This is a genomic window from Intestinibacter sp. (assembly GCF_022780145.1).
GTDB lineage: Bacteria > Bacillota > Clostridia > Peptostreptococcales > Peptostreptococcaceae > Intestinibacter.
This window is the reverse complement of sequence record NZ_JALEXO010000337.1, coordinates 1-20,332: the sequence shown is the minus strand read 5'-3', so window position 1 is coordinate 20,332 and position 20,332 is coordinate 1. Positions and strand designations below refer to the sequence as shown.

Genomic DNA, 20,332 nt, shown 5'->3' with positions numbered 1-20,332 from the left:
TATTGATTTTAGTTTTTTATTATGTAAATTCATAGGATATAAATTCTCGATAAATACGAAGATTAGTATGAAATATATGATTCAACAAAATTGATATTGTAGAACTTTACAATAAAGATTTTTTAGAAAAAATGTGAATTTTTGAGATATATATTCTTAGAAAATAGGAGGAATGATATGGGACTTTTTAGTGGTCAACTGTCAAATGTAGTAGAATGGGAACAGTTTAGAGACGATATGATATTTTGGAAATGGGATAATAATGAAATCAAAAAAGGGAGTAAGTTGATTATTAGACCAGGACAAGATGCAATATTTATGTTTAATGGAAAAGTAGAAGGTATATTTAAGGACGAAGGAAGCTTTGATATAGAATCTCAAATAGTGCCTTTCTTATCAACATTAAAAGGATTTAAATTTGGATTTAACAGTGGTATGAGAGCAGAAGTTTTATTTGTCAATACTAAAGAATTAACTGTAAAATGGGGAACAAAAAATGCTATAAATATACCAGCACCAAATCTTCCGGGAGGAATGCCTATAAAATCTTTTGGAACATTTTGCTGTAAGGTAGCTGATTATCAACTACTTATAGACAAGGTAGCAGGCGTTAAAAAGCAATACACAATAGATGATGTAAAAGAACGTATAATGTCTATGCTAGACCAAACTCTTATGAGATGGATAGTAAAGGAAGGCAAGGATATATTTAATATTCAAGCAAATGCCTTAGAAATCTCTAACGGTATTAAAACTGATTTAGACATGGAAATGCAAAAGATAGGAATAGCTATTACTAGCTTCACCATAGCTAGTGTTACTTATCCTAAGGAAATACAAGAAATGGCTACAAAAGCGGCATCACAAAGTATGATAAACGATATGAATAAGTATACTCAAATGGCTATGGCAGATTCTATGGCAAATGGTTCAAATGGCGGTGGCTCAAGTATGGCTGCTGATATGGCTAGCATGCAAATGGGTATGATGATGGGGCAACAAATGGCAAATCAAATGATGGGTGCAGGACAACAAATGAATCAACAACCACAACAGCCTGTCAATCCACAAGTCGGAGGAAATGTCGCTAAGTTCTGTCCAAACTGTGGTACACCAAATAACACAGGAGCTAACTTCTGTCCAAATTGTGGTACTAAGTTAGTATTATAGAGGGAAAATAATACAACATAACGAGGGAGTGTTAAAATAATGGGATTAATATTTAAAAAAAGTATAAAAGTAGGACCTTTGAAAATAAACTTTTCAAAATCAGGTGTAGGCTATTCTATAGGAAATAAAAAAGTAAGACACACAAGAACAGCTACTGGAAAAACATACAATACAATAAATCTAGGTAATGGTTTATCATATAGAACAAAATCAAAAAAGAAATAATTTGAAAATATAAATAGTCTTTATGACAATAAAAAAGACCTTTGATCGTATTTATGAATCAGAGGTCTTTTTTTCTAAATTTGTTTAAACGTATGAAAAAAGTTTACAAAAACATATTTTATCTATCTTCAACATTAATAGATTCAATTGAAACACTACCACTTCTAACAACGACGATATTGTTAGGATATTGTTTTGCGAATACATCTATCAATCTGTCAACTTTTTTTTCAGTATGTACACATTGTAAAATTACACTTTTTCTTCCGATATCGACTACATCCATGTCAAATACTTGAGCCATTTGGAAAATATCAGCTTTATCTTGTGCAGAACAATTTTTTACTTTTATAAATAAAAGTTCTTTAGTATGAGTTTCCATAGTAGTCAAGTCGATAACTTTTATAACTTCTACGAATCTATTTAATTGTTTTTTTATTTGTTCAAAAGTCACATCGTCACAGTAAACACCTATAGTCATTCTTGATGTTGCAGGATCTTCTGTTTTTCCTACTGTCAATGTGTCTAGATTATATAATTTAGCTGAGAATAAACTTGAAATTTTAGCAAGTACCCCAGAATAATTTTCTACGTAAAGAGCAATCCATCTTTTCTTCATCATTTTATTTAAATTCCTTTCTAATAGTTAGTTTCAAGTAACATCGCGTTAAGAGGTTTACCACCTTGAACCATTGGTAAAACAACGTCTTTAAAGTCGATTAATATTTCAATAATAGTCGGTGCATCTGTATTTTTCTTAGATTCTTCAAATGCATCAAGTAGTTTATCTTCGTCTGTAACTCTTATTCCATAAGCTCCATAGCTTTCTGCAAGTTTCATAAAATCTGGAGTATATGGAGGACAGCATTCTGGTATATTATTTCCATCAAAATTACATTTTCCTTCACAGCTTTTTCTTTTTCTCAAGCATGTTCCAGAGTAGTTTTTATCGTGGAAAAATTGTTGCATTTGTCTAACCATTCCCAAAAATCCATTATTGATAATAACTAACGTTATAGGAAGTTCTAATTGAACTGCAGTTGCAAGTTCTTGTATAGTCATTTGTACACCACCGTCTCCAGCTATACAAACAACTCTCTTATCTGGGTTACCAAGTTGAGCTCCTATGGCAGCAGGAAAACCAAATCCCATAGTACCTAGTCCACCAGAAGTTATCAATTGTTTATTTTTATTCATTTCTAAAAATTGAGTAGTCCACATTTGGTGTTGACCTACGTCTGTTATAAATATACCATCGTCAAAGGCTTTATTTAAATTATCAAATATAGCTTGAGGAGAAATTCCTCCTTCTACAGAGCTAGGTGCAGTTACTGGGCGTTCTTTATCCCAAGCTTTTATTTGTTCAACCCATTCTTTTGTATCAAGTGTTTTAGCTAAAGGAATTAATTCTTTTATAGCTGCTTTAGCGTCTGCAACTATAGGTATATTTACTACTATATTTCTAGATATAGAAGCTGAGTCGATATCTATATGTATTATTTTTGCATTTGGGGCGAATTCAGATATTTTACCTGTAACTCTATCGTTAAATCTTGTACCTATAGAAAATAATACATCACATTCATTGACAGCTTTATTAGATGCATAACTACCATGCATACCGACATTACCTATGTAAAGTGGGTGAGAGGTAGGGATAGCGCCTTTTCCCATTATAGTTGTGATAACAGGAATTTGTGTTATATTTACAAGCTTTTCAAATTCTTCGTTTGCATGTGAAATATTAACTCCACCACCTATTAAGAATAGAGGTTTTTTGGCGTTTTTAAGCATTTTTAGAGCTTTTTTAATTTGTCCTATATGGACACCTGTACTTGGTTTGTATCCTCTTATATCTACTGTTTTTGGGTATTCACCAGGTCCCATAGCGCCTACGATATCACTTGGCAAATCTATTATAACAGGACCAGGTTTTCCTGTTCTAGCTATATAAAAAGCTTCTTTAATTATTCTACCTAGATCTTCTCTTTTTCTGATAGTAGTAGAGAATTTGCATATAGTTCTAGTTATACCTACTATATCGACTTCTTGGAATGCATCGTTTCCTATTACTGAAGTGGCTACTTGTCCAGTAAAGCATACTAAAGGTATACCATCGTAGTTGGCATCAGCTATACCTGTAACTAGATTAGTTGCCCCTGGTCCACTTGTAACTAAGCAGACACCAACTTTTCCAGTTGAACGTGCATATCCTTCTGCTGCATGGATAAGACCTTGTTCATGTCTTGGTAAAATTAGTTCTATATCTGATTCATGATATAATGCGTCGAAAATATCTTTGTCATATCCACCTGGATAAGCAAATATTTTATCAACACCTTCTTCGATTAAAGAATTGATAATTAATTGAGATCCTGTAATTTCCATATTGTCCTCCCTATTTATTTAAAATGTATTAATTAAAAAAATATAATAAAAAACCCCAAGCCAGTATATATAGCTTAGGGCGAATTATCTAATCCGTGTTACCACCTAAATTCAAAGAAAAAATTCTTTGCACTCATTCGATACTTAACAAAAATATCGTTTTCGTTTTAACGGTCGAAAATCCGATGGAGCCTACTTAAAAAATTGTTCAGTCCACAGCTCAGAGGCTACTTCAATTTTAGACTCATGAAAATTTACACCAACCATTTTCTCTCTGTATTTTATCTAAAACATACTGCTCCTCGTCAAAGCCTTTAATTTTATATGAGGTATAATAATTCTAACACTTATTTCCATAATATGTCAATTGTATAAATTGAGAAAGTTCATGTATTCAAAGAACAAATAAAAACCAATTATTAATCTAACAATTTTTTTAGCTTGGATAAACGTCTCAAGCATTCATCTAGAGTTTCCTTAGATCTAGCAAAATGAAGTCTAATAAGGTTATTTACTTCTTCTCTGAAAAAGCTTGAACCAGGGACAGGTGCTACACCTATATTTTTAGTCATCCATTCTGAAAATTCTAAATCGTTCATTCCTTTAAATTGATCTAGCTCTAAAAATTTAGATATATCGACTAATACAAAGTAAGTTCCTTGTGGAGTAGTATGTTCAAGACCTATTTCATCAAGCCCCTTTAGAAAATAATCTCTTTTTTCAGTGTAAGTTTTTTTCAATTGTTCATAATAAGACTCGTCGAAATTAAGCCCAACTACTGCAGCCTCTTGTAGAGGAGAAGGTGCACCTACAGTCAAGAAATCGTGAACTTTTTTAGCACATTCAACTATTTCTTCTGGCCCAACTAAATATCCAAGTCTCCATCCTGTTATAGAATATGTCTTTGATAGAGAGCTTGTGGAAATAGTTCTTTCATACATACCAGGTAGTGATGCAAAATATGTATGATGGTAAGGTTCGTATATCAAATGTTCATATACCTCGTCTGTTATTACAAAAGTATCGTATTTTACAGCTAAATCAGCTATAATCATAAGTTCTTCCTTTGTAAATACTTTTCCAGTTGGGTTTGAAGGATTGCAAAGTATTAATGCCTTTGGATTTTGTTTAAATGCGTTTTCTAAAACCTCAACATCAAAATTAAAGGTAGGTGGAACTAATGGAACATATATAGGTTCGGCACCAGATAATATTGCATCAGCTCCGTAATTTTCATAAAAGGGAGAGAAAACTATTACCTTATCTCCAGGATTACAAACTGTCATCATCGCACACATCATAGCCTCTGTACCACCACATGTGACTAATACTTCTTTTTCAAAATCTATTTCTCTTTTAAAAGCCTTGCTTTGTTTTCTTGCGATTGCTTCTCTCAAATTTGGAGCTCCAAATGTTACAGAGTATTGGTGAGGACCTTCTGAAGCAATTTTTGCTAGAGCATCGGTCATAGGTTTTGGTGGTGGAAAATCTGGAAAACCTTGAGATAGATTTATAGCTCCGTATTTATCACTTATTCTAGTCATTCTTCTAATTACTGAATCAGTAAATGTATTGACTCTATTACTTAATTTTGGCATTTTTTCCTCCTATATTATAATATTAATTAAAAACTTTTATCAATAATATAATTGTATACAAAAATACCAAAAAATCATATTAAATATTGAAAATTAGGATAATTTTGTGAAAATTAACTTGCGCTATAATATATATTTAACAATATAAAAATACAGTAAATTATAGAATATATAAAGGTTATATAAAGAAACATATATAAAATTACTAAAAGATATAAAGATTATATAAAGATTTCTTAAATATGTATTATAATATAGATTGTAATAAATTTCTTGTGCTATACAATTTTCATTTGAAAATTACAAAGGATTATTTAATGAGAATATAAAATATTAACTAGAAAGATATTAAATATTACTTAAAGGTTTAAAATTTTGAATAGGAGGAAGAAAATGCAAATAGTTGTAATAGGATGCGGTAAGGTAGGAAGGACTTTGATTGAGCATCTAGCAATAGAGGGACATGATATTGTAGTTATAGATAATAATCCCAAAAATATAGAAGATATAGTAAATAGCTATGATGTTATGGGAATTTGTGGGAATGGAGCTATTTACGATATTCAAATGGAGGCTGGTGTAAATAAGGCCGATTTGTTTATATCAGTTACATCATCGGATGAAGTTAATTTAATTTCTTGTTTGATAGCAAGAGAGTTGGGGGCTAAAAATTTAATTGCAAGGGTAAGAAATCCTGATTATGCATCACAGATATCATTTATGAGAGATGGATTGGGAATCAGTATGATGATAAATCCAGAAAAGGCAGCAGCTGATGAGATAGCGCGTATATTAAAATTCCCATCAGCACTTAAGGTAGATCAATTTGCAAAGGGACTTGTCGATTTAGCAGAGATAAAAGTAAGAAATGGCAGCAAGCTAGTAGGAGTATCATTGAGTGATTTAAATAGAAAATTCAAAACGAGTGTGTTAGTGTGTGCACTTCAAAGACAACAAAATGTATATATCCCAGATGGTAGATTTTCTCTAGAAGAGGGAGATAAGATACATATTACTGCATCTCATAGAGATTTGGAAAATTTTATGGTTTCAGCTGGAATTTATGAGAGAAAAATCAAATCAGCTATGATAATAGGTGGAGGTAGAATAGCATTTTACCTTTCTAAACAATTAGCTGAAATTGGCATAAAGGTAAAGATTATCGATAATGATGAAAAAACATGCGAAAGATTGAGCGCAGTTTTACCAAAGGCTGATATTATATATGCTGATGGTACAGATCAAGATGTTTTATTAGAAGAAGGCATAGAGCATGTAGATGCGTGTGTATCTATGACTGGTATAGACGAGGAAAATGTAATTATATCTATGTATGCATCAAAATGTAATGTGCCTAAGGTTATAACAAAGGTAAATAGACTATCAATAATCAATATGCTAGAGTCTATAGGTATAGAAAGTGTCATTTCACCTAAGGACATAACAGCAAACCAAATAGTTAGATATGTTAGAGCAAAGGCAAATAAAGGAGATAGTGGTATAGAAACACTTTACAAAATTGTAGATAAAAAAGTAGAGGCTATTGAATTTATAGCCAATAAAAATGTCAGCTTTTTAGGAGTACCTCTAAAAAAATTAAAGACAAAGGATAATTTGCTTGTAGCAGGGATAATGAGAGGTAATAAATTAATTGTACCGAGCGGGGATGATTTTATAAAAGCTGGAGACAGTGTAATAATAGTTACAACAAATTCTTTCTTAACTAGCCTAGAAGATATTTTAGCATAGGAGGTTGTAGTTATGAATAGGAGGATGATTTTAAGAACTTTAGGTAATATACTGGTATTTGAAGGAATTATACTAGTATTGCCGCTTTTAGTATCTTTGATTTACAAAGAGAATAAGGCAATTTATTTTTTAATAACTATAGTGATTGCTTTGGCGATAGGAGGAGCACTTTCAAAATTAAAAACAAAAGACAAGCGTATATATGCAAAAGAAGGATTTATAATCGTTGCACTGAGTTGGATTGTCGTATCTTTAATAGGAGCACTTCCTTTTTATATAAGTAGAGAAATACCGAGCTTTATAGATGCGTTTTTTGAAACTGTTTCAGGTTTTACAACTACGGGTTCGAGTATTTTAAATGATATAGAGAGCTTATCAAAGGGAATGTTGTTTTGGAGATGTTTCACCCACTGGATAGGAGGAATGGGAGTACTTGTATTTGTGCTTGCATTTTTACCACAATCAGAAGGGCAAAATATGTTTCTTATGAAGGCAGAGGTTCCAGGACCAGTAGTAGGTAAATTAGTTTCTAAAGTTAAAATGACAGCTAGAATATTATACGCTATATATGCAGCGCTTACATTGTTGGAAATAGTATTTTTGTTGATAGGGGATATGCCTCTGTACGATAGTATCGTACATGCATTTTCTACAGCAGGTACAGGGGGATATTCTATAAAAAATAGCAGTATAGCTTATTACGACAGTTATTATATAGATATAGTAATTACTATTTTTATGCTATTATTTGGAGTAAATTTTAATTTATACTATTTATTATTATTGAAGGATATAAAGCAAATACTAAAAAGTGAAGAGCTTAAGTGCTATATACTAATAGTGTTTACATTTACAGCTATAATTACTATAAACACATTAGGTGTATATGGCAGTGTAGTAGAATCATTTAGATATTCGTTTTTCCAAGTTGCTACAATCATAACTACAACAGGATTTATCACAACTGATTTCAATTTATGGCCAGCTTTATCACAGATATTACTACTGCTACTGATGGTTATAGGAGCATGTGCTGGGTCAACTGGTGGAGGAATGAAAATATCTAGAGTTATGATACTTATAAAATCAGCTAAGAGCAGCATAAAGAAAATGATAAGTCCAAGAAGTGTAACTACAATAAAAATGGAGGGAAAGGTTGTGGACAAGCAGGTGCTTGATTTTTCGTATTCTTATTTTGTCGTGTATGCACTTATATTATTGGGATCTATGCTACTATTATCATTTGAAAATTTAGATATGGTTACAATAATTACAGCACCTCTTACTTGCTTAGGTAATGTTGGTCCGGGATTTGGTGAAGTTGTCGGACCTGTAGGAAACTTTTCTTCATTATCTAATTTTTCAAAAATAATACTTAGTTTTGATATGTTAGCTGGGCGTCTTGAATTATTTCCAATGATAATGCTTTGCTACAGCTTTAAAGAATATTTAGTTGCATCAAAAGCAAAAATATTCAAAAGATAAATTACTAAAATTTGTGGATAAATATAATTTTCATCATTCATTTCAATAAGGCAAGATCTTAAAAGTCTACATTGATTTAATATTATTTGTCGATGTAGACTTTATATATTTTTAGATATAGGGGTATAAGTATGAATAGGAGAATGGTCTTAAAAACTTTAGGAAATATTCTTATATTTGAAGCGCTTATATTAGTATTACCTCTTTTAGTTTCTATAGTTTATAGAGAACATATGGAAATTTATTTTTTATTGACTATAGCTATTTCATATGGAGTAGGACATTTGCTTTCAAATATAAAAACACAAAATAAACATATATACGCAAAGGAAGGGTTTATAATAGTTGCGCTTAGCTGGATAGTTGTGTCTTTTATTGGAGCGTTACCGTTTTATTTTAGTGGAGAAATACCTTGTTTTGTAGATGAATTTTTTGAAACAGTTTCGGGATTTACGACTACAGGAGCTACTATTTTAAATGATATAGAGGTCTTATCTAAAAGCATGTTGTTTTGGAGAGGATTTACTCATTGGGTAGGAGGAATGGGCGTGCTTGTATTTGTACTAGCATTTTTGCCACAATCTGAAGGTCAAAATATGTTTCTTATGAGAGCTGAGGTTCCAGGACCGGTAGTTGGTAAGCTAGTGTCTAAAGTAAAGATGACAGCTAGAATATTATATGCTATATATACTGTTATGACTTTAGTAGAAATAATTTTTTTGGTAATAGGAGGTATGCCTCTTTATGATAGTATATTACATGCATTTTCGACTGCTGGAACAGGTGGATTATCTATAAAAAATGCGAGTATAGCTTATTATGATAGCTACTATATAGATATTGTAATCGCAGTATTTATGTTTTTGTTTGGAATAAATTTCAACTTGTATTATTTACTATTATTAAAAAATTTTAAACAAGTTTTAAAAAGTGAAGAGCTCAAATGGTATATAATTATAGTTTTTGGATTTACAGCTATAATTAGTATAAATACATTAGGTATTTACGATAATATATGGGAATCATTTAGATATTCGTTTTTTCAGGTTGTATCTATAATAACTACTACTGGATTTGTGACAGCTGACTATAATTTATGGCCGTCATTATCACAGATGTTGATTTTTTTGCTTATGATAGTGGGTTCATGTGCAGGCTCAACAGCAGGTGGTATGAAGGTATCTCGTGTAATAATACTTGTAAAGGCTGTAGTTTCTAATATTAAGAAAATATCGATTTCTAGAAGAATAAATACGATTAAATTTGAGGGGAAAAGTGTCGACAAACAATTACTCGATTTCGTGTATTCATATCTTGTACTATATGTAATAATACTTGCTATTTCTACAATATTGATTTCATTTGAAAATCTTGATTTAGTTACGACAATTACAGCACCACTTGCAGCATTAGGAAATGTTGGGCCAGGATTTGGCGAAATAATAGGTCCTGTAGGAAATTTTTCTTCGTTATCAAGTTTTTCAAAGCTAGTACTTTGTTTTGATATGCTTGCAGGACGTCTTGAATTATTTCCAATAATAATGCTTTGTTATAATTTTAAAAAATTTATAGCTATATCTATACAGAAATTTAAATAAGTTTTATAAATTTAGAAAAAAATTTAAAAAGATACAAAAAATAGTACAATAATAAATGATATATATTACAAAAAATATTATAATTAAATTAATATAAATTTTATGAAAACATAATTATTGTTTCATTTTATATATGAGGGGAGTAATTTAGTATGAAAAAGGATAAAAATGTTGAACTTATTTCACCAATCGGCGAAATTTGTAAAAAAGTGGATTTAAAAAAGGCGATGGGACCTATTTGCGATGAAAAGCTATCACCATTTGCGTCATATGTAGGAGATATGCATAAGTTGAACAAGCCTAAAAAAAATACCACAAAGGTGGAAGCAGATTTTTTATTAGAAAAAGGTCATATTGGGGATATAGAAAAGGCCATTTTATTTACAATAAATCGTTTGTTATTTGCAACATCTTTGCAGATTACTTTTTATTTAAAAAAGAGCGGATATGATATAGAATCTAAAACCGTAGCTAGAAAATTAACGAGGTTAAAAGAAAAAAGTTTTGTAAGACAGATAGAGTTTGTTTCTGAAAATAGCATTAGTTCATATAAAGCTTATTATTTAGGATATCATGGAACAGGATTATTGAGAGCGTTAGATGTGAAAACATATTCTCAAGGTTATGTAAGTGAAATAAAAACATCTAAGATTAAATCAATATTAGCATCTAACCAATTGTTAACTCAGGTCATGAATGACGAATTAGAATTTGAGGTATCTAAAGTTATAGTGAATGATAGTATTAGAGGGTGTATTGTTAGACCACAATCGATTTTAAAATTCAATGATCGAGATTTTTTTGTTGAAGTAGTGAGAAAAACTTCAGATTGGCAAGAAAAATTAACACAAAAATTATTGAGATATGATACAGTTATAGAAAATTATAAAAATCTAAATATGGAATTTAAAACAAAACCAGTACTTATAATACAAGGTGAATCTTATGAACATATGTTTGATATAATGAATCTATACAATAGCAATAATTATGAAAATATCGATGTAATATTTACTTTTGATAGAATTTTATTGTATCAGTTAGAAAATGCGTTCTTTACAATTGAGCAAAAAACACCAAAGAAAGGTTTATTTTCATTTTTATTTAGAGGAAGAAAAAATAATTAATTGGTGAAAAAGGTAGAAATAAGGAATAATTTAGCCTATTATTTATATGATAAATAAAATTTAATATAAAAATATAAAAAATTCAAATATAGTTCATAAAAAATTTACATTAAATTCACATTAAAACGGTATTATCTAAGTATAGAAAGACTAGCTTAATAATTTACTTAAATACCCGGATAATGATAGATTCCCTCACACTCTTTTATCTATCATTATCAAATTTGGCCCTGTACCCTCGTTAATCAGGGCTTTTTTTTTGCTTTTTAATACAAAAAAGCCTCGTTTATGCTATAAAATTCTCATTTTTTCCAAATAACTTTAAAAACATAAAAAATTCTTATATAATAGGAGTTAATAAGAAAGTTATATTTTTTTTGTAAATAAATGTATATTTATTAATATATATATAATTTTAATTTATTTTTAAAGAGGTGAGATGGTGGAAAGAGTATTGTTATTTGGTATTTTACTTTTTATAGCATTATTTATATTGAATTTAAAATTATCCTATGTTGCATCTAGAAGTTTGAATTTTAAATTAGGTGTATTTTTTTCAATTATAACTTTGTTATTTTTAGCAGTTAATGGAATTAGCGATGAATTTAGAATTGTACCAATAGTGACTTCTTTGCTTGTTGTAGTTTGTATATGTATAGGAATAGTTAAGTATATTTTTAAAATTTTCAATGGAAAGGTAGATGTAATTTTAGCATTTTGTCTTTTGACAGTATTGATTTGTGAATTATATACACGAATAGATCCTTATGGTTCTTTTTTATATTTTATATTTAATCAAAGTATTAATGTACATAAAGTAGAAATATTTGCAATTATAGGATTTATAATATTTTTATCAGTAAAAATATTTGCGGGAATTTTCTTTAAAAAGGATTTAAATTTTTTAGATAAAAAACAATTTCAAGTAAAAGATGGTAAAGGTAAATAATATTATATACTATAAAAAGGTATGAGATATATAGATTTTATTTCATACCTTTTGTAGTTTAAAAAATAAATTATACTTCTTACGCTAATTTAGGCGATACTAAGAATATTGTACTTGAAAATTATAGGTTTACAAGTGTTATATATCTTGTTATTCCAGCCAAATTGAAGAAAAAAGTTAACTTCTAAATCCTTTTCTGTTTTAGATGAATCTATTGCTATTAAAGCTTTAGTAATTGTTTTATTTGTATAACCTAGGTTTTTAAGTGCTTCTGTTATCTCATCATCCATGTTTTGCATTATAGCAAGTGCATCATCGTAATTTTCATCGAATAGAGATTTTAGGTTTGAGATTAATTTTATAGAACATTGAGTTTGTTCGCATAAAAAATTTATTGAATGAAGATATCCTTTATCTTTACTGATTATGTAATAATTTATATTTTTGTTTTTGTTAGATCCTATAAGTAGTCCCAAACAGCTCACTAATTGAAAATCTAGACAATTCTTACCTCCAGATTCTATATGAATATTTTTAATTGTTGCCTCTGTTTCTATAGTTTTTATAAGATTGTCGTGAAAATTGTGAACTATAGTTTTATCAGTTGTAAAAAGTATTATTAAATCGTTTTTGTCTAAATAATTAGCTCCTTTAAGAGAGCGTATATTTACATTTTCCGTGTCTACTAAAAAAATTTTTTGCATTTTTAATCTCCCTTTTGATTGTTAGTTTAAATAATGAGCTCATCTATTTAGAATTATTTACAAAAAAAATTTTTATATACAAAATTTTAAAATAATATAATTAAAAAATAATAAATTTGCAAATTGCAGGAAAATGTGATACATTACAAGTATAAAGTTAATATATGGATATAAAATTTAATATATTCTTCGGGGCAGGGTGAAATTCCCGACCGGCGGTATAGCCCGCGAGCTAAATAATTTTAGTTGATTTGGTGAGATTCCAAAGCCGACAGTAGAGTCTGGATGAGAGAAGATAAAGTAATAAATTAGTTAAAATTTTTAATAGTTTTATTATTATTTTCGTTATTGATTGTAAAAGCTCTGATGTATATCAGAGCTTTTTTTAATCTTTTAAAAAAGAAAGAAGGAATCTTTATGAAATTTGATTCAAAATGTCAAGAAGATAGCTATTATATGAAAAAGGCTTTAGAACTGGCAAAATTAGGAACTGGATTCGTGAATCCTAATCCTCTAGTTGGATGTGTAATTGTAAAGGATAGAGAAATAATTGGACAAGGATACCATATGAAATACGGAGAAGCACATGCTGAGGTAAATGCAATAAATAGTGCTACAAAAGATATCGAAGGAGCTACAGTTTATGTGACCTTAGAACCGTGTTCACATTACGGAAAAACGCCTCCATGTGCAGATAATTTAGTCAGACATAAGGTCGCTAGAGTTGTAATATGTAATGTAGATACTAATCCCCTAGTAGGTGGAAAAGGAATAAAAAAATTAAAGGAAAACGGCATAGAAGTTACAACCGGAGTACTAGAAGAAGAAGGTTTTAAAATAAATGAAGTGTTTTTTCATTACATAAATAAAAATAGACCACTTATAGTATCAAAAGCTGCGATAAGTATGGATGGCAAAATCGCCACAAAATATATGGAATCTCAGTGGATTTCTAATGAAAAATCTAGAAAAATGACTCATGAATTTAGAAATAAATACATGGCTATTATGGTTGGGATAAATACAGTTTTAAAGGATAATCCAAGTTTAACTACTAGAATTGAAGGGAAGAAAACGAGAAATCCAATAAGAGTAGTAGTAGATACAAATTTGAAAATACCTGTAGATTCAAATTTAGTTCAAGATAAAAAGGCAAAAACTATAGTTTTTACTTGCAATAACGATCTAAATAAAATAAATGAGCTAAAAGAAAAAGGCGTGGATGTCTACATAGCACCAAAGCTAGATAATAAAATTGATTTAAATTTTGTAGTAGAAAAATTAGGTGAATTGAAAATAGACTCAGTTTTAGTAGAAGGTGGAGCTACTTTAAACGATAGTCTTTTTAGAAATAATTTAGTGGACAAGGTGAAAATATTTATTGCACCAAAAATAATAGGTGGAAAAAATGCACCTAGCTTTGTATCTGGAGAAGGTATAGAAAAATTAAGTGATGCGACAAAATTAAAATTTCAAAACATAACTATGGTAGATGGAGATATTCTAATAGAAGCAGATGTGATTAAATAAATTTTGATTGCAGAAGGGAGGAATTATGTTTACGGGAATTATTGAAGAAGTAGGAGTAGTCAAAAATATTACAGCTAGTGGCAAAAGTGGTAAGATAAGAATTTCGGCTAATAAAGTCTTGGAGGATGTCAATCTAGGTGATTCAATAGCTGTTAATGGAGTTTGTTTAACTGTATGTGAGGTTTTTCAAAATGAATTTGTAGCAGATGTAATGATGGAGACAGTCAGAGCGACAAATTTGAGTAAATTGACTAGAAATTCAAAGGTAAATTTAGAAAGAGCTATGAGTTTATCATCTAGATTTGGGGGACATATAGTCACAGGTCATGTTGATACTACGGGAACTATAATAGATTTTAAAAAGGAAGAAAATGCAGTTTGGATTAGTATAAATGCCGATGAAGAATTTTTAGATTATGTTGTACATAAAGGCTCAATAACTATAGATGGTGTAAGTCTTACAGTTGCTTATGTAGATAAAAAAATACTTAAAGTATCGATAATACCTCATACAAAAGATAACACTACCCTTTTAGGCAAAAAGGTTGGAGACTTGGTAAATCTAGAAAGCGATATTATTGGAAAATATGTAAAAAGATTTACATCTCTATCTAATAAAAACGAAGAAAAAAACGATAAAAAGAGAAATATAGATTTAGATTTCTTAATCAAAAATGGATTTTAATATTATACAGGGGTGATTTTATGACAAAATTTAATACAATTCCAGAAGCTATAGAAGATTTAAAAAATGGAAAGATGATAATCGTAGTAGATGATGAAGATAGAGAAAATGAAGGAGATTTATTGATGGCAGCTGATAGGGTTACACCAGAAGCTATCAATTTCATGACTAAATATGGCAGAGGATTAATATGCATGCCAGCATTAAAAGAAAAATTTGAAGAAATAAATTTACCATTAATGGTAAGAAACAACACAGATTCTTTTAAAACAGCATTTACTATTTCTATAGATGGATCAAATACAACTACAGGAATATCAGCATATGATAGATGCGAAACTATAAGACAATTTACGAATAAGGACGCTAAAGAATGTGATTTCAAAACTCCTGGACATATGTTTCCATTAGTTGCGAAAGATGGTGGTGTCCTTGTGAGAAATGGACATACAGAAGCTGCTGTCGATTTAGCTAAAATAGCAGGATTTTCTCCAATAGGCGTGATATGTGAAATATTAAAGGAAGATGGAACAATGGCTAGAGTAGATGATTTGATGAAATTTAAAGATGAACACGATTTAAAAATCATAACTATAGCTGATTTAATAAAATACAGAAAAATAACAGAAATAACTGCTGAGAGAGTAAGTAGTGCTACATTACCTACAAGCTATGGAATATTCGAAATAATCGGATATAGAGATATATACAATGGAGAAGAACATGTAGCTCTTAAATATGGGGACCTAGACAGTGAAAATGTATTAGTAAGAGTTCACTCAGAATGCTTGACAGGAGATGCATTCCATTCAATTAAATGCGATTGTGGAAAACAATTGAATTCGGCTATGGAAACTATAGCCAAAAATGGAAGTGGATTAGTCATATATCTAAGACAAGAAGGTAGAGGAATAGGTCTTATAAATAAAATAAGAGCTTATCATATGCAAGATCAAGGATACGACACTATAGAGGCTAATTTAGTTTTAGGGTTTGAAAATGACTTGAGAGATTTTAATATGGCGGCGCAAATACTTAAGAATTTAGGTGTAAAGAGTATCAGACTTTTAAGCAATAATCCTGATAAATTAGAACAATTAGAGGAATACGGTATAAAGATAAATGAGAGAGTTTCTACTGAAGAAGAAATAACAAAGTACAATATAGATTACTTGAGAACTAAAAGAGATAAAATGGGACATATGTTAGAAATAGGCTAATAAAATATCAAATAAGATAATTTATAAATATACAAATTAATAATAATTGGAGGACTAAAAAATGATATATGAAGGAAAATTAAATGGAAGTGGATTAAAAATAGGTATAGTTGCAGCTCGTTTTAATGAGTTTATAGTATCTAAATTAGTATCAGGAGCAGAAGATTGCTTATATCGTCACGATGTAGCTAAGGAGGATGTAGAAATAGCATGGGTACCAGGAGCATTTGAAATACCACTTGTAGCTCAAGCTATGGCTAGAACTAAAAAATACGATGCAATAATTTGCTTAGGTTGTGTTATAAGAGGTGCTACTTCACATTACGATTATGTTTGTAATGAAGTTTCTAAAGGAATAGCAAAAGTATCTCTAGATGAAAACTTACCAGTAATGTTCGGTGTTGTTACAACTGAAAATATAGAACAAGCTATAGAAAGAGCAGGAACAAAAGCAGGAAATAAAGGATATGACTGTGCAATGGGTGCTTTAGAAATGGTATCTTTATTAAAGGGAATAAAATAATTGATTTTGATAATATAAAAAATAACCTGACGAGTTTAAATTTCTCGTTAGGTTATTTTTTTTGAATGTTGTTCTTTTTATACATTAGTATTAAAATATAATTAATATTAAAAGGAGTAAAAGGGTGTCTTTAATATGAGAGGCGAACAATATACAAATTCATCAAAAGAAACAAATTATTCAAAGGAGGACAAAAAAATAAATTTTAATAGGAAAGTAGAATTTATTGTGGCAACAGATTTGCACTATATTTCCAAAAAAGCGAATGTAGATGGGGAATTAAATGAAATATGTGAGGCAAAGGGCGATTTAAAACAAATGAAATATGTCTCTGAAATAATAGATGCCTTTATAAATGAAGTTATAGAATATAAACCTAATGGAGGCTTAATTATATGTGGAGATTTAACGTATAATGGAGAGAAAATAAGCCATATAGAGCTTATGAATAAGCTACAAAATGTGATAGATCATGATATAAAGGTTTATGTTATTCCTGGAAATCATGATATTAAAAACTACAACGCATATAAATATAAACCTACACAGAAGGTCCCTATACAATCTGTTTCTCCAGAAGATTTTAAAGAAATCTATTTTAATTGTGGGTTTAATGAAGCTATATATGAAGATAAATATTCCCTTAGCTATATTGCACCAGTTTTAGAGGATTTATGGCTTGTAATGTTAGATACTAATTTTTACCAAAATAATAACTGGAAAAACCCTGTTGCAATAAAAGGTATTTTAAGTGAAAGTACTTATGAATGGTTAGAAGAACATTTAAAAGAGGCAAAACAGAAAAATATTAAGGTAATAGCAAGTACACATCATAGCTTAGTTGATCACAATGATTTATTAAATAAAGGCTATACATTAGAAGAAAATCAAAGACTTATAGAGATATATGCAAAATACAATGTAGTATTAAATTTAAGTGGACATCTGCATATACAGCATATAAAGCCTGGATATAGTAAGGTTTTGGAAAACAAAAAAGTATATGATGTAGCGACTAGTTCTCTTATTGTATGTAGAAACCAATATGGTATTTTAAGCTATGAACAAGAAAATAGTGTATTTTATAGAACGAAGGTATTAGATGTTTCAAAATGGGCTTTATGCAATGGATATTTAGATAATAATTTATTAAATTTTAATTATTATTCATACAATTATGCATATAAGCAAACCCATAAAAAAATTTACTATGAACTACTTAAACAAAATTTAAGTGAATATGAAGCAAAACTGATGTCGAGTACTTTATCAAAATTAAATCCTGCTTTTTTTAGTGGAACAGTAGTTGAAATCTATAGAATCATAGAAGTAAGCGATAATTATAAAATTTGGTCGTTGGTAAGTGATATTTTCTATCATAAATATATTGATAGTATTATGAAAGAAAATAGATTTGACCATAATACACTTAGACTATCTCTTAGAGAAGATGATGGTTCTTTTGGACAAGTAATTTGGAATAAAAATAAAGGGTGAGAAAATGGATAATAGCATAATACTTACAATTATAAATTTAGTAGGTAAAAATAAGACGAATGATATAATAGATAGAGGGTTTTTAGATCAAACAATAAACCTAAATGAAGAAGATATTTTAAGCTGTTTAAAAAAGTATAAAGAAATAGATACTGAGTTTGACATACCGAGCCTGGAAGAAGTAAAGATTTCTATTGAGGATTCTGTGAAGGTTTTATTAGAATCAGAAAAATTAGGCATAAAGGCTACTAATATTTTTAATGAGGATTTTCCATCAAAATTAAAAGATATAAAAGATAGAAGTATTTTAATTTTTTATAGAGGAGATTTAAGTTGCCTTTATGAAAAAAATTCTATAGCGATAATAGGAACTAGAACTCCTACAGAAAAAGGTCAACAAATAGGAGAGGCATTGGGTTATTTTTATGCTAAAGAGGGATTTGTAATTGTATCAGGTTTAGCAAATGGATGTGATACAGCAGGACATATAGGATGCTTAAAGGCAAATGGAAAAACCGTAGCTACATTGCCTTGTGGATTAGATAAATGTTATCCAAATGACAATAATGATTTAGCTGATGAAATAGTCAAAAATGGAGGTTGCCTAATCAGTGAATATAAAATAGGTATAAATCCTTCTAGTGAAAATTTTATAGAAAGAGATAGACTACAGGCAGCACTTAGCTTGGGAGTTTTAGTAGTAGAATGTGCCGTAGAATGTGGAACTATGCATACTGTCGGATTTGCAGAATCTTATAACAAGAAGATAGCTGTTTCACTTCACAAGGATGTAGAAGAGGATATCGATACAGTCAAAGGAAATTTATATCTTTTAGAAAATAAAAAAGCTATCGGTCTTAAGGATATAAATGATTATAGAAGATATAAAAATATATTATTAGGCTATAAAATATATTGTTAAAATAGGTTATTTATTGTTATAAAAATATGTATATTTGATGAAATTGAATTGATAAAAAAAAGACAGAAAAATGTGAAAATTCGTTTTTCTGTCTTTTTTTTATCAATTGGAGGTTTTAATTTATAAAAAATGATTTGATAAATTTTCCGATATAAATAGCTGGAAGGCTTAAAAAAAACCATGTAATAGATGCTTTTAAACAAATTTGACCTAGCAGATTAAATTTATTCAACGAGTAATCCCATACATTGAGGTTCAAAAATATATTTATTATTATACCGCTGATTAATTCTACAGATGTAATTAGTATACAAGCTATAAGCATCTGCATAAATATAGAGATCTTAAATGGAGTAAATTCACTTATAGAAGAAATTAAAATAAAGCAAATTCCTCCAACAATGAACATAGATATATGAGAATAGCCTCTGTAGGCTATTTCTATTAATACATATAAAATTCCACCTACTAAAAATAAAGTCAAATATTCTCGTAAAGTATTTAAGCTCAGCAATCACTACACCACCTAATTTAAATTATAAATATAAAATAAAAAATATTTATAATATATATTTTTATCATAGCGGTGAATTTATATTCTTAGAAAAAATTTCAAAAAAATATTTATTACGGTTATAAATATAATTTATTTTACAAGTATACTAGAAAATGATATAAATGGTATAGTTGTTAAAATAATAATTATTTTTCATAAAAACCCAAAAATATTAAATTTAAGTTTGATTTATATTGAAAAAGAAGATTTAATTTAAAAAAAAAATAAAAATATATAAAATAAAAAAGAAATATATATTAATATAATATAATGATAAACTTCTTGACATATGATGAAATGGAATAATATAATTAACCTATAAACATGGTAAAATGTGCTAATAATATACCATGTAAAAATATAAAATTTATTTTGCCAACAAATATATTACTTTATAAATGCGTAT

At 29.1% G+C, this 20,332-nt stretch carries 18 protein-coding genes, 1 riboswitch and 1 other annotated feature; of the genes, 13 read left to right on the top strand and 5 right to left on the bottom strand.

Annotated features, from left to right (window positions below; genetic code table 11):
• The first annotated feature begins 177 nt into the window (after positions 1-177).
• Both MR593_RS12790 and MR593_RS12785 read left to right on the top strand, forming a co-directional pair.
• Entirely contained in the window at positions 178-1,170 is a 993-nt protein-coding gene (locus MR593_RS12790; RefSeq protein WP_290693665.1) for an SPFH domain-containing protein, read from the top strand.
• A gap of 39 nt (positions 1,171-1,209) precedes the next feature.
• Positions 1,210-1,395, top strand: coding sequence for a DUF4236 domain-containing protein (locus tag MR593_RS12785; protein ID WP_290693663.1), 186 nt, complete (start codon positions 1,210-1,212; stop codon positions 1,393-1,395).
• Positions 1,396-1,513: 118 nt separating this feature from the next.
• On the opposite strand, the gene ilvN is transcribed toward MR593_RS12785, so the two are convergent.
• From ilvN to MR593_RS12770, 3 genes are all read right to left on the bottom strand, one after another.
• Entirely contained in the window at positions 1,514-2,017 is a 504-nt protein-coding gene (ilvN, locus tag MR593_RS12780; protein WP_331474859.1) for an acetolactate synthase small subunit, read from the bottom strand.
• A 17-nt stretch (positions 2,018-2,034) separates the two neighbouring features.
• On the bottom strand, positions 2,035-3,783 hold the full coding sequence (ilvB, locus tag MR593_RS12775; RefSeq protein WP_290693660.1) for a biosynthetic-type acetolactate synthase large subunit: 1,749 nt from the start codon (positions 3,781-3,783) through the stop codon (positions 2,035-2,037).
• A 72-nt stretch (positions 3,784-3,855) separates the two neighbouring features.
• Positions 3,856-4,101, bottom strand: a binding site (T-box leader).
• A 101-nt stretch (positions 4,102-4,202) separates the two neighbouring features.
• On the bottom strand, positions 4,203-5,381 hold the full coding sequence (locus tag MR593_RS12770) for a pyridoxal phosphate-dependent aminotransferase (protein WP_290693657.1): 1,179 nt from the start codon (positions 5,379-5,381) through the stop codon (positions 4,203-4,205).
• Positions 5,382-5,774: 393 nt separating this feature from the next.
• Between MR593_RS12770 and trkA the strand changes: the two genes are divergently transcribed.
• The 5 genes from trkA (at position 5,775) to MR593_RS12745 (ending at position 12,289) form a co-directional block, all read left to right on the top strand.
• Positions 5,775-7,130, top strand: coding sequence for a Trk system potassium transporter TrkA (trkA, locus tag MR593_RS12765; RefSeq protein ID WP_290693654.1), 1,356 nt, complete (start codon positions 5,775-5,777; stop codon positions 7,128-7,130).
• A gap of 12 nt (positions 7,131-7,142) precedes the next feature.
• Complete coding sequence (locus MR593_RS12760) at positions 7,143-8,615, top strand: TrkH family potassium uptake protein (protein ID WP_290693651.1); 1,473 nt, start codon at positions 7,143-7,145, stop codon at positions 8,613-8,615.
• Between the two features lie 131 nt (positions 8,616-8,746).
• Complete coding sequence (locus MR593_RS12755; protein WP_290693648.1) at positions 8,747-10,213, top strand: TrkH family potassium uptake protein; 1,467 nt, start codon at positions 8,747-8,749, stop codon at positions 10,211-10,213.
• 152 nt (positions 10,214-10,365) lie between these two features.
• Positions 10,366-11,340 carry a replication-relaxation family protein gene (locus tag MR593_RS12750; protein ID WP_290693645.1) on the top strand — a complete coding sequence of 325 codons (975 nt, stop codon included), beginning with the start codon at positions 10,366-10,368 and terminating at the stop codon, positions 11,338-11,340.
• A gap of 442 nt (positions 11,341-11,782) precedes the next feature.
• Positions 11,783-12,289, top strand: coding sequence for a hypothetical protein (locus MR593_RS12745; RefSeq protein ID WP_290693642.1), 507 nt, complete (start codon positions 11,783-11,785; stop codon positions 12,287-12,289).
• Positions 12,290-12,378: 89 nt separating this feature from the next.
• On the opposite strand, the gene MR593_RS12740 is transcribed toward MR593_RS12745, so the two are convergent.
• Positions 12,379-12,993, bottom strand: coding sequence for a PIN domain-containing protein (locus MR593_RS12740; RefSeq protein WP_290693639.1), 615 nt, complete (start codon positions 12,991-12,993; stop codon positions 12,379-12,381).
• A 181-nt stretch (positions 12,994-13,174) separates the two neighbouring features.
• A riboswitch (FMN riboswitch) is annotated at positions 13,175-13,294 on the top strand.
• A gap of 116 nt (positions 13,295-13,410) precedes the next feature.
• On the opposite strand from MR593_RS12740, the gene ribD reads away from it, so the two are divergent.
• The 6 genes from ribD to MR593_RS12710 all read left to right on the top strand — a co-directional run bounded on the left by ribD (position 13,411) and on the right by MR593_RS12710 (position 19,370).
• Complete coding sequence (gene ribD, locus MR593_RS12735; RefSeq protein ID WP_290693636.1) at positions 13,411-14,523, top strand: bifunctional diaminohydroxyphosphoribosylaminopyrimidine deaminase/5-amino-6-(5-phosphoribosylamino)uracil reductase RibD; 1,113 nt, start codon at positions 13,411-13,413, stop codon at positions 14,521-14,523.
• Positions 14,524-14,548: 25 nt separating this feature from the next.
• Positions 14,549-15,208: a riboflavin synthase gene (locus MR593_RS12730; protein ID WP_290693633.1), complete on the top strand. Its 660-nt coding sequence runs from the start codon at positions 14,549-14,551 to the stop codon at positions 15,206-15,208.
• 20 nt (positions 15,209-15,228) lie between these two features.
• The gene (locus MR593_RS12725) at positions 15,229-16,428 is read left to right on the top strand and encodes a bifunctional 3,4-dihydroxy-2-butanone-4-phosphate synthase/GTP cyclohydrolase II (protein WP_290693630.1); all 1,200 of its coding nucleotides are present in this window, start codon (positions 15,229-15,231) and stop codon (positions 16,426-16,428) included.
• Between the two features lie 61 nt (positions 16,429-16,489).
• Positions 16,490-16,951 (top strand): 6,7-dimethyl-8-ribityllumazine synthase, encoded by a 462-nt coding sequence (gene ribH / locus MR593_RS12720; RefSeq protein ID WP_290693627.1) that lies wholly within the window; start codon positions 16,490-16,492, stop codon positions 16,949-16,951.
• Between the two features lie 135 nt (positions 16,952-17,086).
• On the top strand, positions 17,087-18,448 hold the full coding sequence (locus MR593_RS12715; protein ID WP_290693624.1) for a metallophosphoesterase: 1,362 nt from the start codon (positions 17,087-17,089) through the stop codon (positions 18,446-18,448).
• A 4-nt stretch (positions 18,449-18,452) separates the two neighbouring features.
• Complete coding sequence (locus MR593_RS12710) at positions 18,453-19,370, top strand: DNA-processing protein DprA (protein ID WP_290693622.1); 918 nt, start codon at positions 18,453-18,455, stop codon at positions 19,368-19,370.
• A 115-nt stretch (positions 19,371-19,485) separates the two neighbouring features.
• Here MR593_RS12710 and MR593_RS12705 read toward each other — a convergent pair whose 3' ends face one another.
• Positions 19,486-19,884, bottom strand: a complete 399-nt coding sequence (locus tag MR593_RS12705) for a putative ABC transporter permease (protein WP_290693620.1) — start codon at positions 19,882-19,884, stop codon at positions 19,486-19,488.
• Positions 19,885-20,332 lie beyond the last annotated feature (448 nt).

What these genes read in the sequence shown, in the direction of transcription:
- ilvN (WP_331474859.1), bottom strand. Translation starts at nt 2,017, where the DNA reads ATGATGAAGAAAAGATGGATTGCTCTTTACGTAGAAAATTATTCTGGG.
- MR593_RS12750 (WP_290693645.1), top strand. Translation starts at nt 10,366, where the DNA reads ATGAAAAAGGATAAAAATGTTGAACTTATTTCACCAATCGGCGAAATT.
- MR593_RS12710 (WP_290693622.1), top strand. Translation starts at nt 18,453, where the DNA reads ATGGATAATAGCATAATACTTACAATTATAAATTTAGTAGGTAAAAAT.
- MR593_RS12740 (WP_290693639.1), bottom strand. Translation starts at nt 12,993, where the DNA reads ATGCAAAAAATTTTTTTAGTAGACACGGAAAATGTAAATATACGCTCT.
- MR593_RS12755 (WP_290693648.1), top strand. Translation starts at nt 8,747, where the DNA reads ATGAATAGGAGAATGGTCTTAAAAACTTTAGGAAATATTCTTATATTT.
- ilvB (WP_290693660.1), bottom strand. Translation starts at nt 3,783, where the DNA reads ATGGAAATTACAGGATCTCAATTAATTATCAATTCTTTAATCGAAGAA.
- MR593_RS12770 (WP_290693657.1), bottom strand. Translation starts at nt 5,381, where the DNA reads ATGCCAAAATTAAGTAATAGAGTCAATACATTTACTGATTCAGTAATT.
- MR593_RS12725 (WP_290693630.1), top strand. Translation starts at nt 15,229, where the DNA reads ATGACAAAATTTAATACAATTCCAGAAGCTATAGAAGATTTAAAAAAT.
- MR593_RS12730 (WP_290693633.1), top strand. Translation starts at nt 14,549, where the DNA reads ATGTTTACGGGAATTATTGAAGAAGTAGGAGTAGTCAAAAATATTACA.
- ribH (WP_290693627.1), top strand. Translation starts at nt 16,490, where the DNA reads ATGATATATGAAGGAAAATTAAATGGAAGTGGATTAAAAATAGGTATA.
- trkA (WP_290693654.1), top strand. Translation starts at nt 5,775, where the DNA reads ATGCAAATAGTTGTAATAGGATGCGGTAAGGTAGGAAGGACTTTGATT.
- MR593_RS12785 (WP_290693663.1), top strand. Translation starts at nt 1,210, where the DNA reads ATGGGATTAATATTTAAAAAAAGTATAAAAGTAGGACCTTTGAAAATA.
- MR593_RS12790 (WP_290693665.1), top strand. Translation starts at nt 178, where the DNA reads ATGGGACTTTTTAGTGGTCAACTGTCAAATGTAGTAGAATGGGAACAG.
- MR593_RS12760 (WP_290693651.1), top strand. Translation starts at nt 7,143, where the DNA reads ATGAATAGGAGGATGATTTTAAGAACTTTAGGTAATATACTGGTATTT.
- MR593_RS12715 (WP_290693624.1), top strand. Translation starts at nt 17,087, where the DNA reads ATGAGAGGCGAACAATATACAAATTCATCAAAAGAAACAAATTATTCA.
- ribD (WP_290693636.1), top strand. Translation starts at nt 13,411, where the DNA reads ATGAAATTTGATTCAAAATGTCAAGAAGATAGCTATTATATGAAAAAG.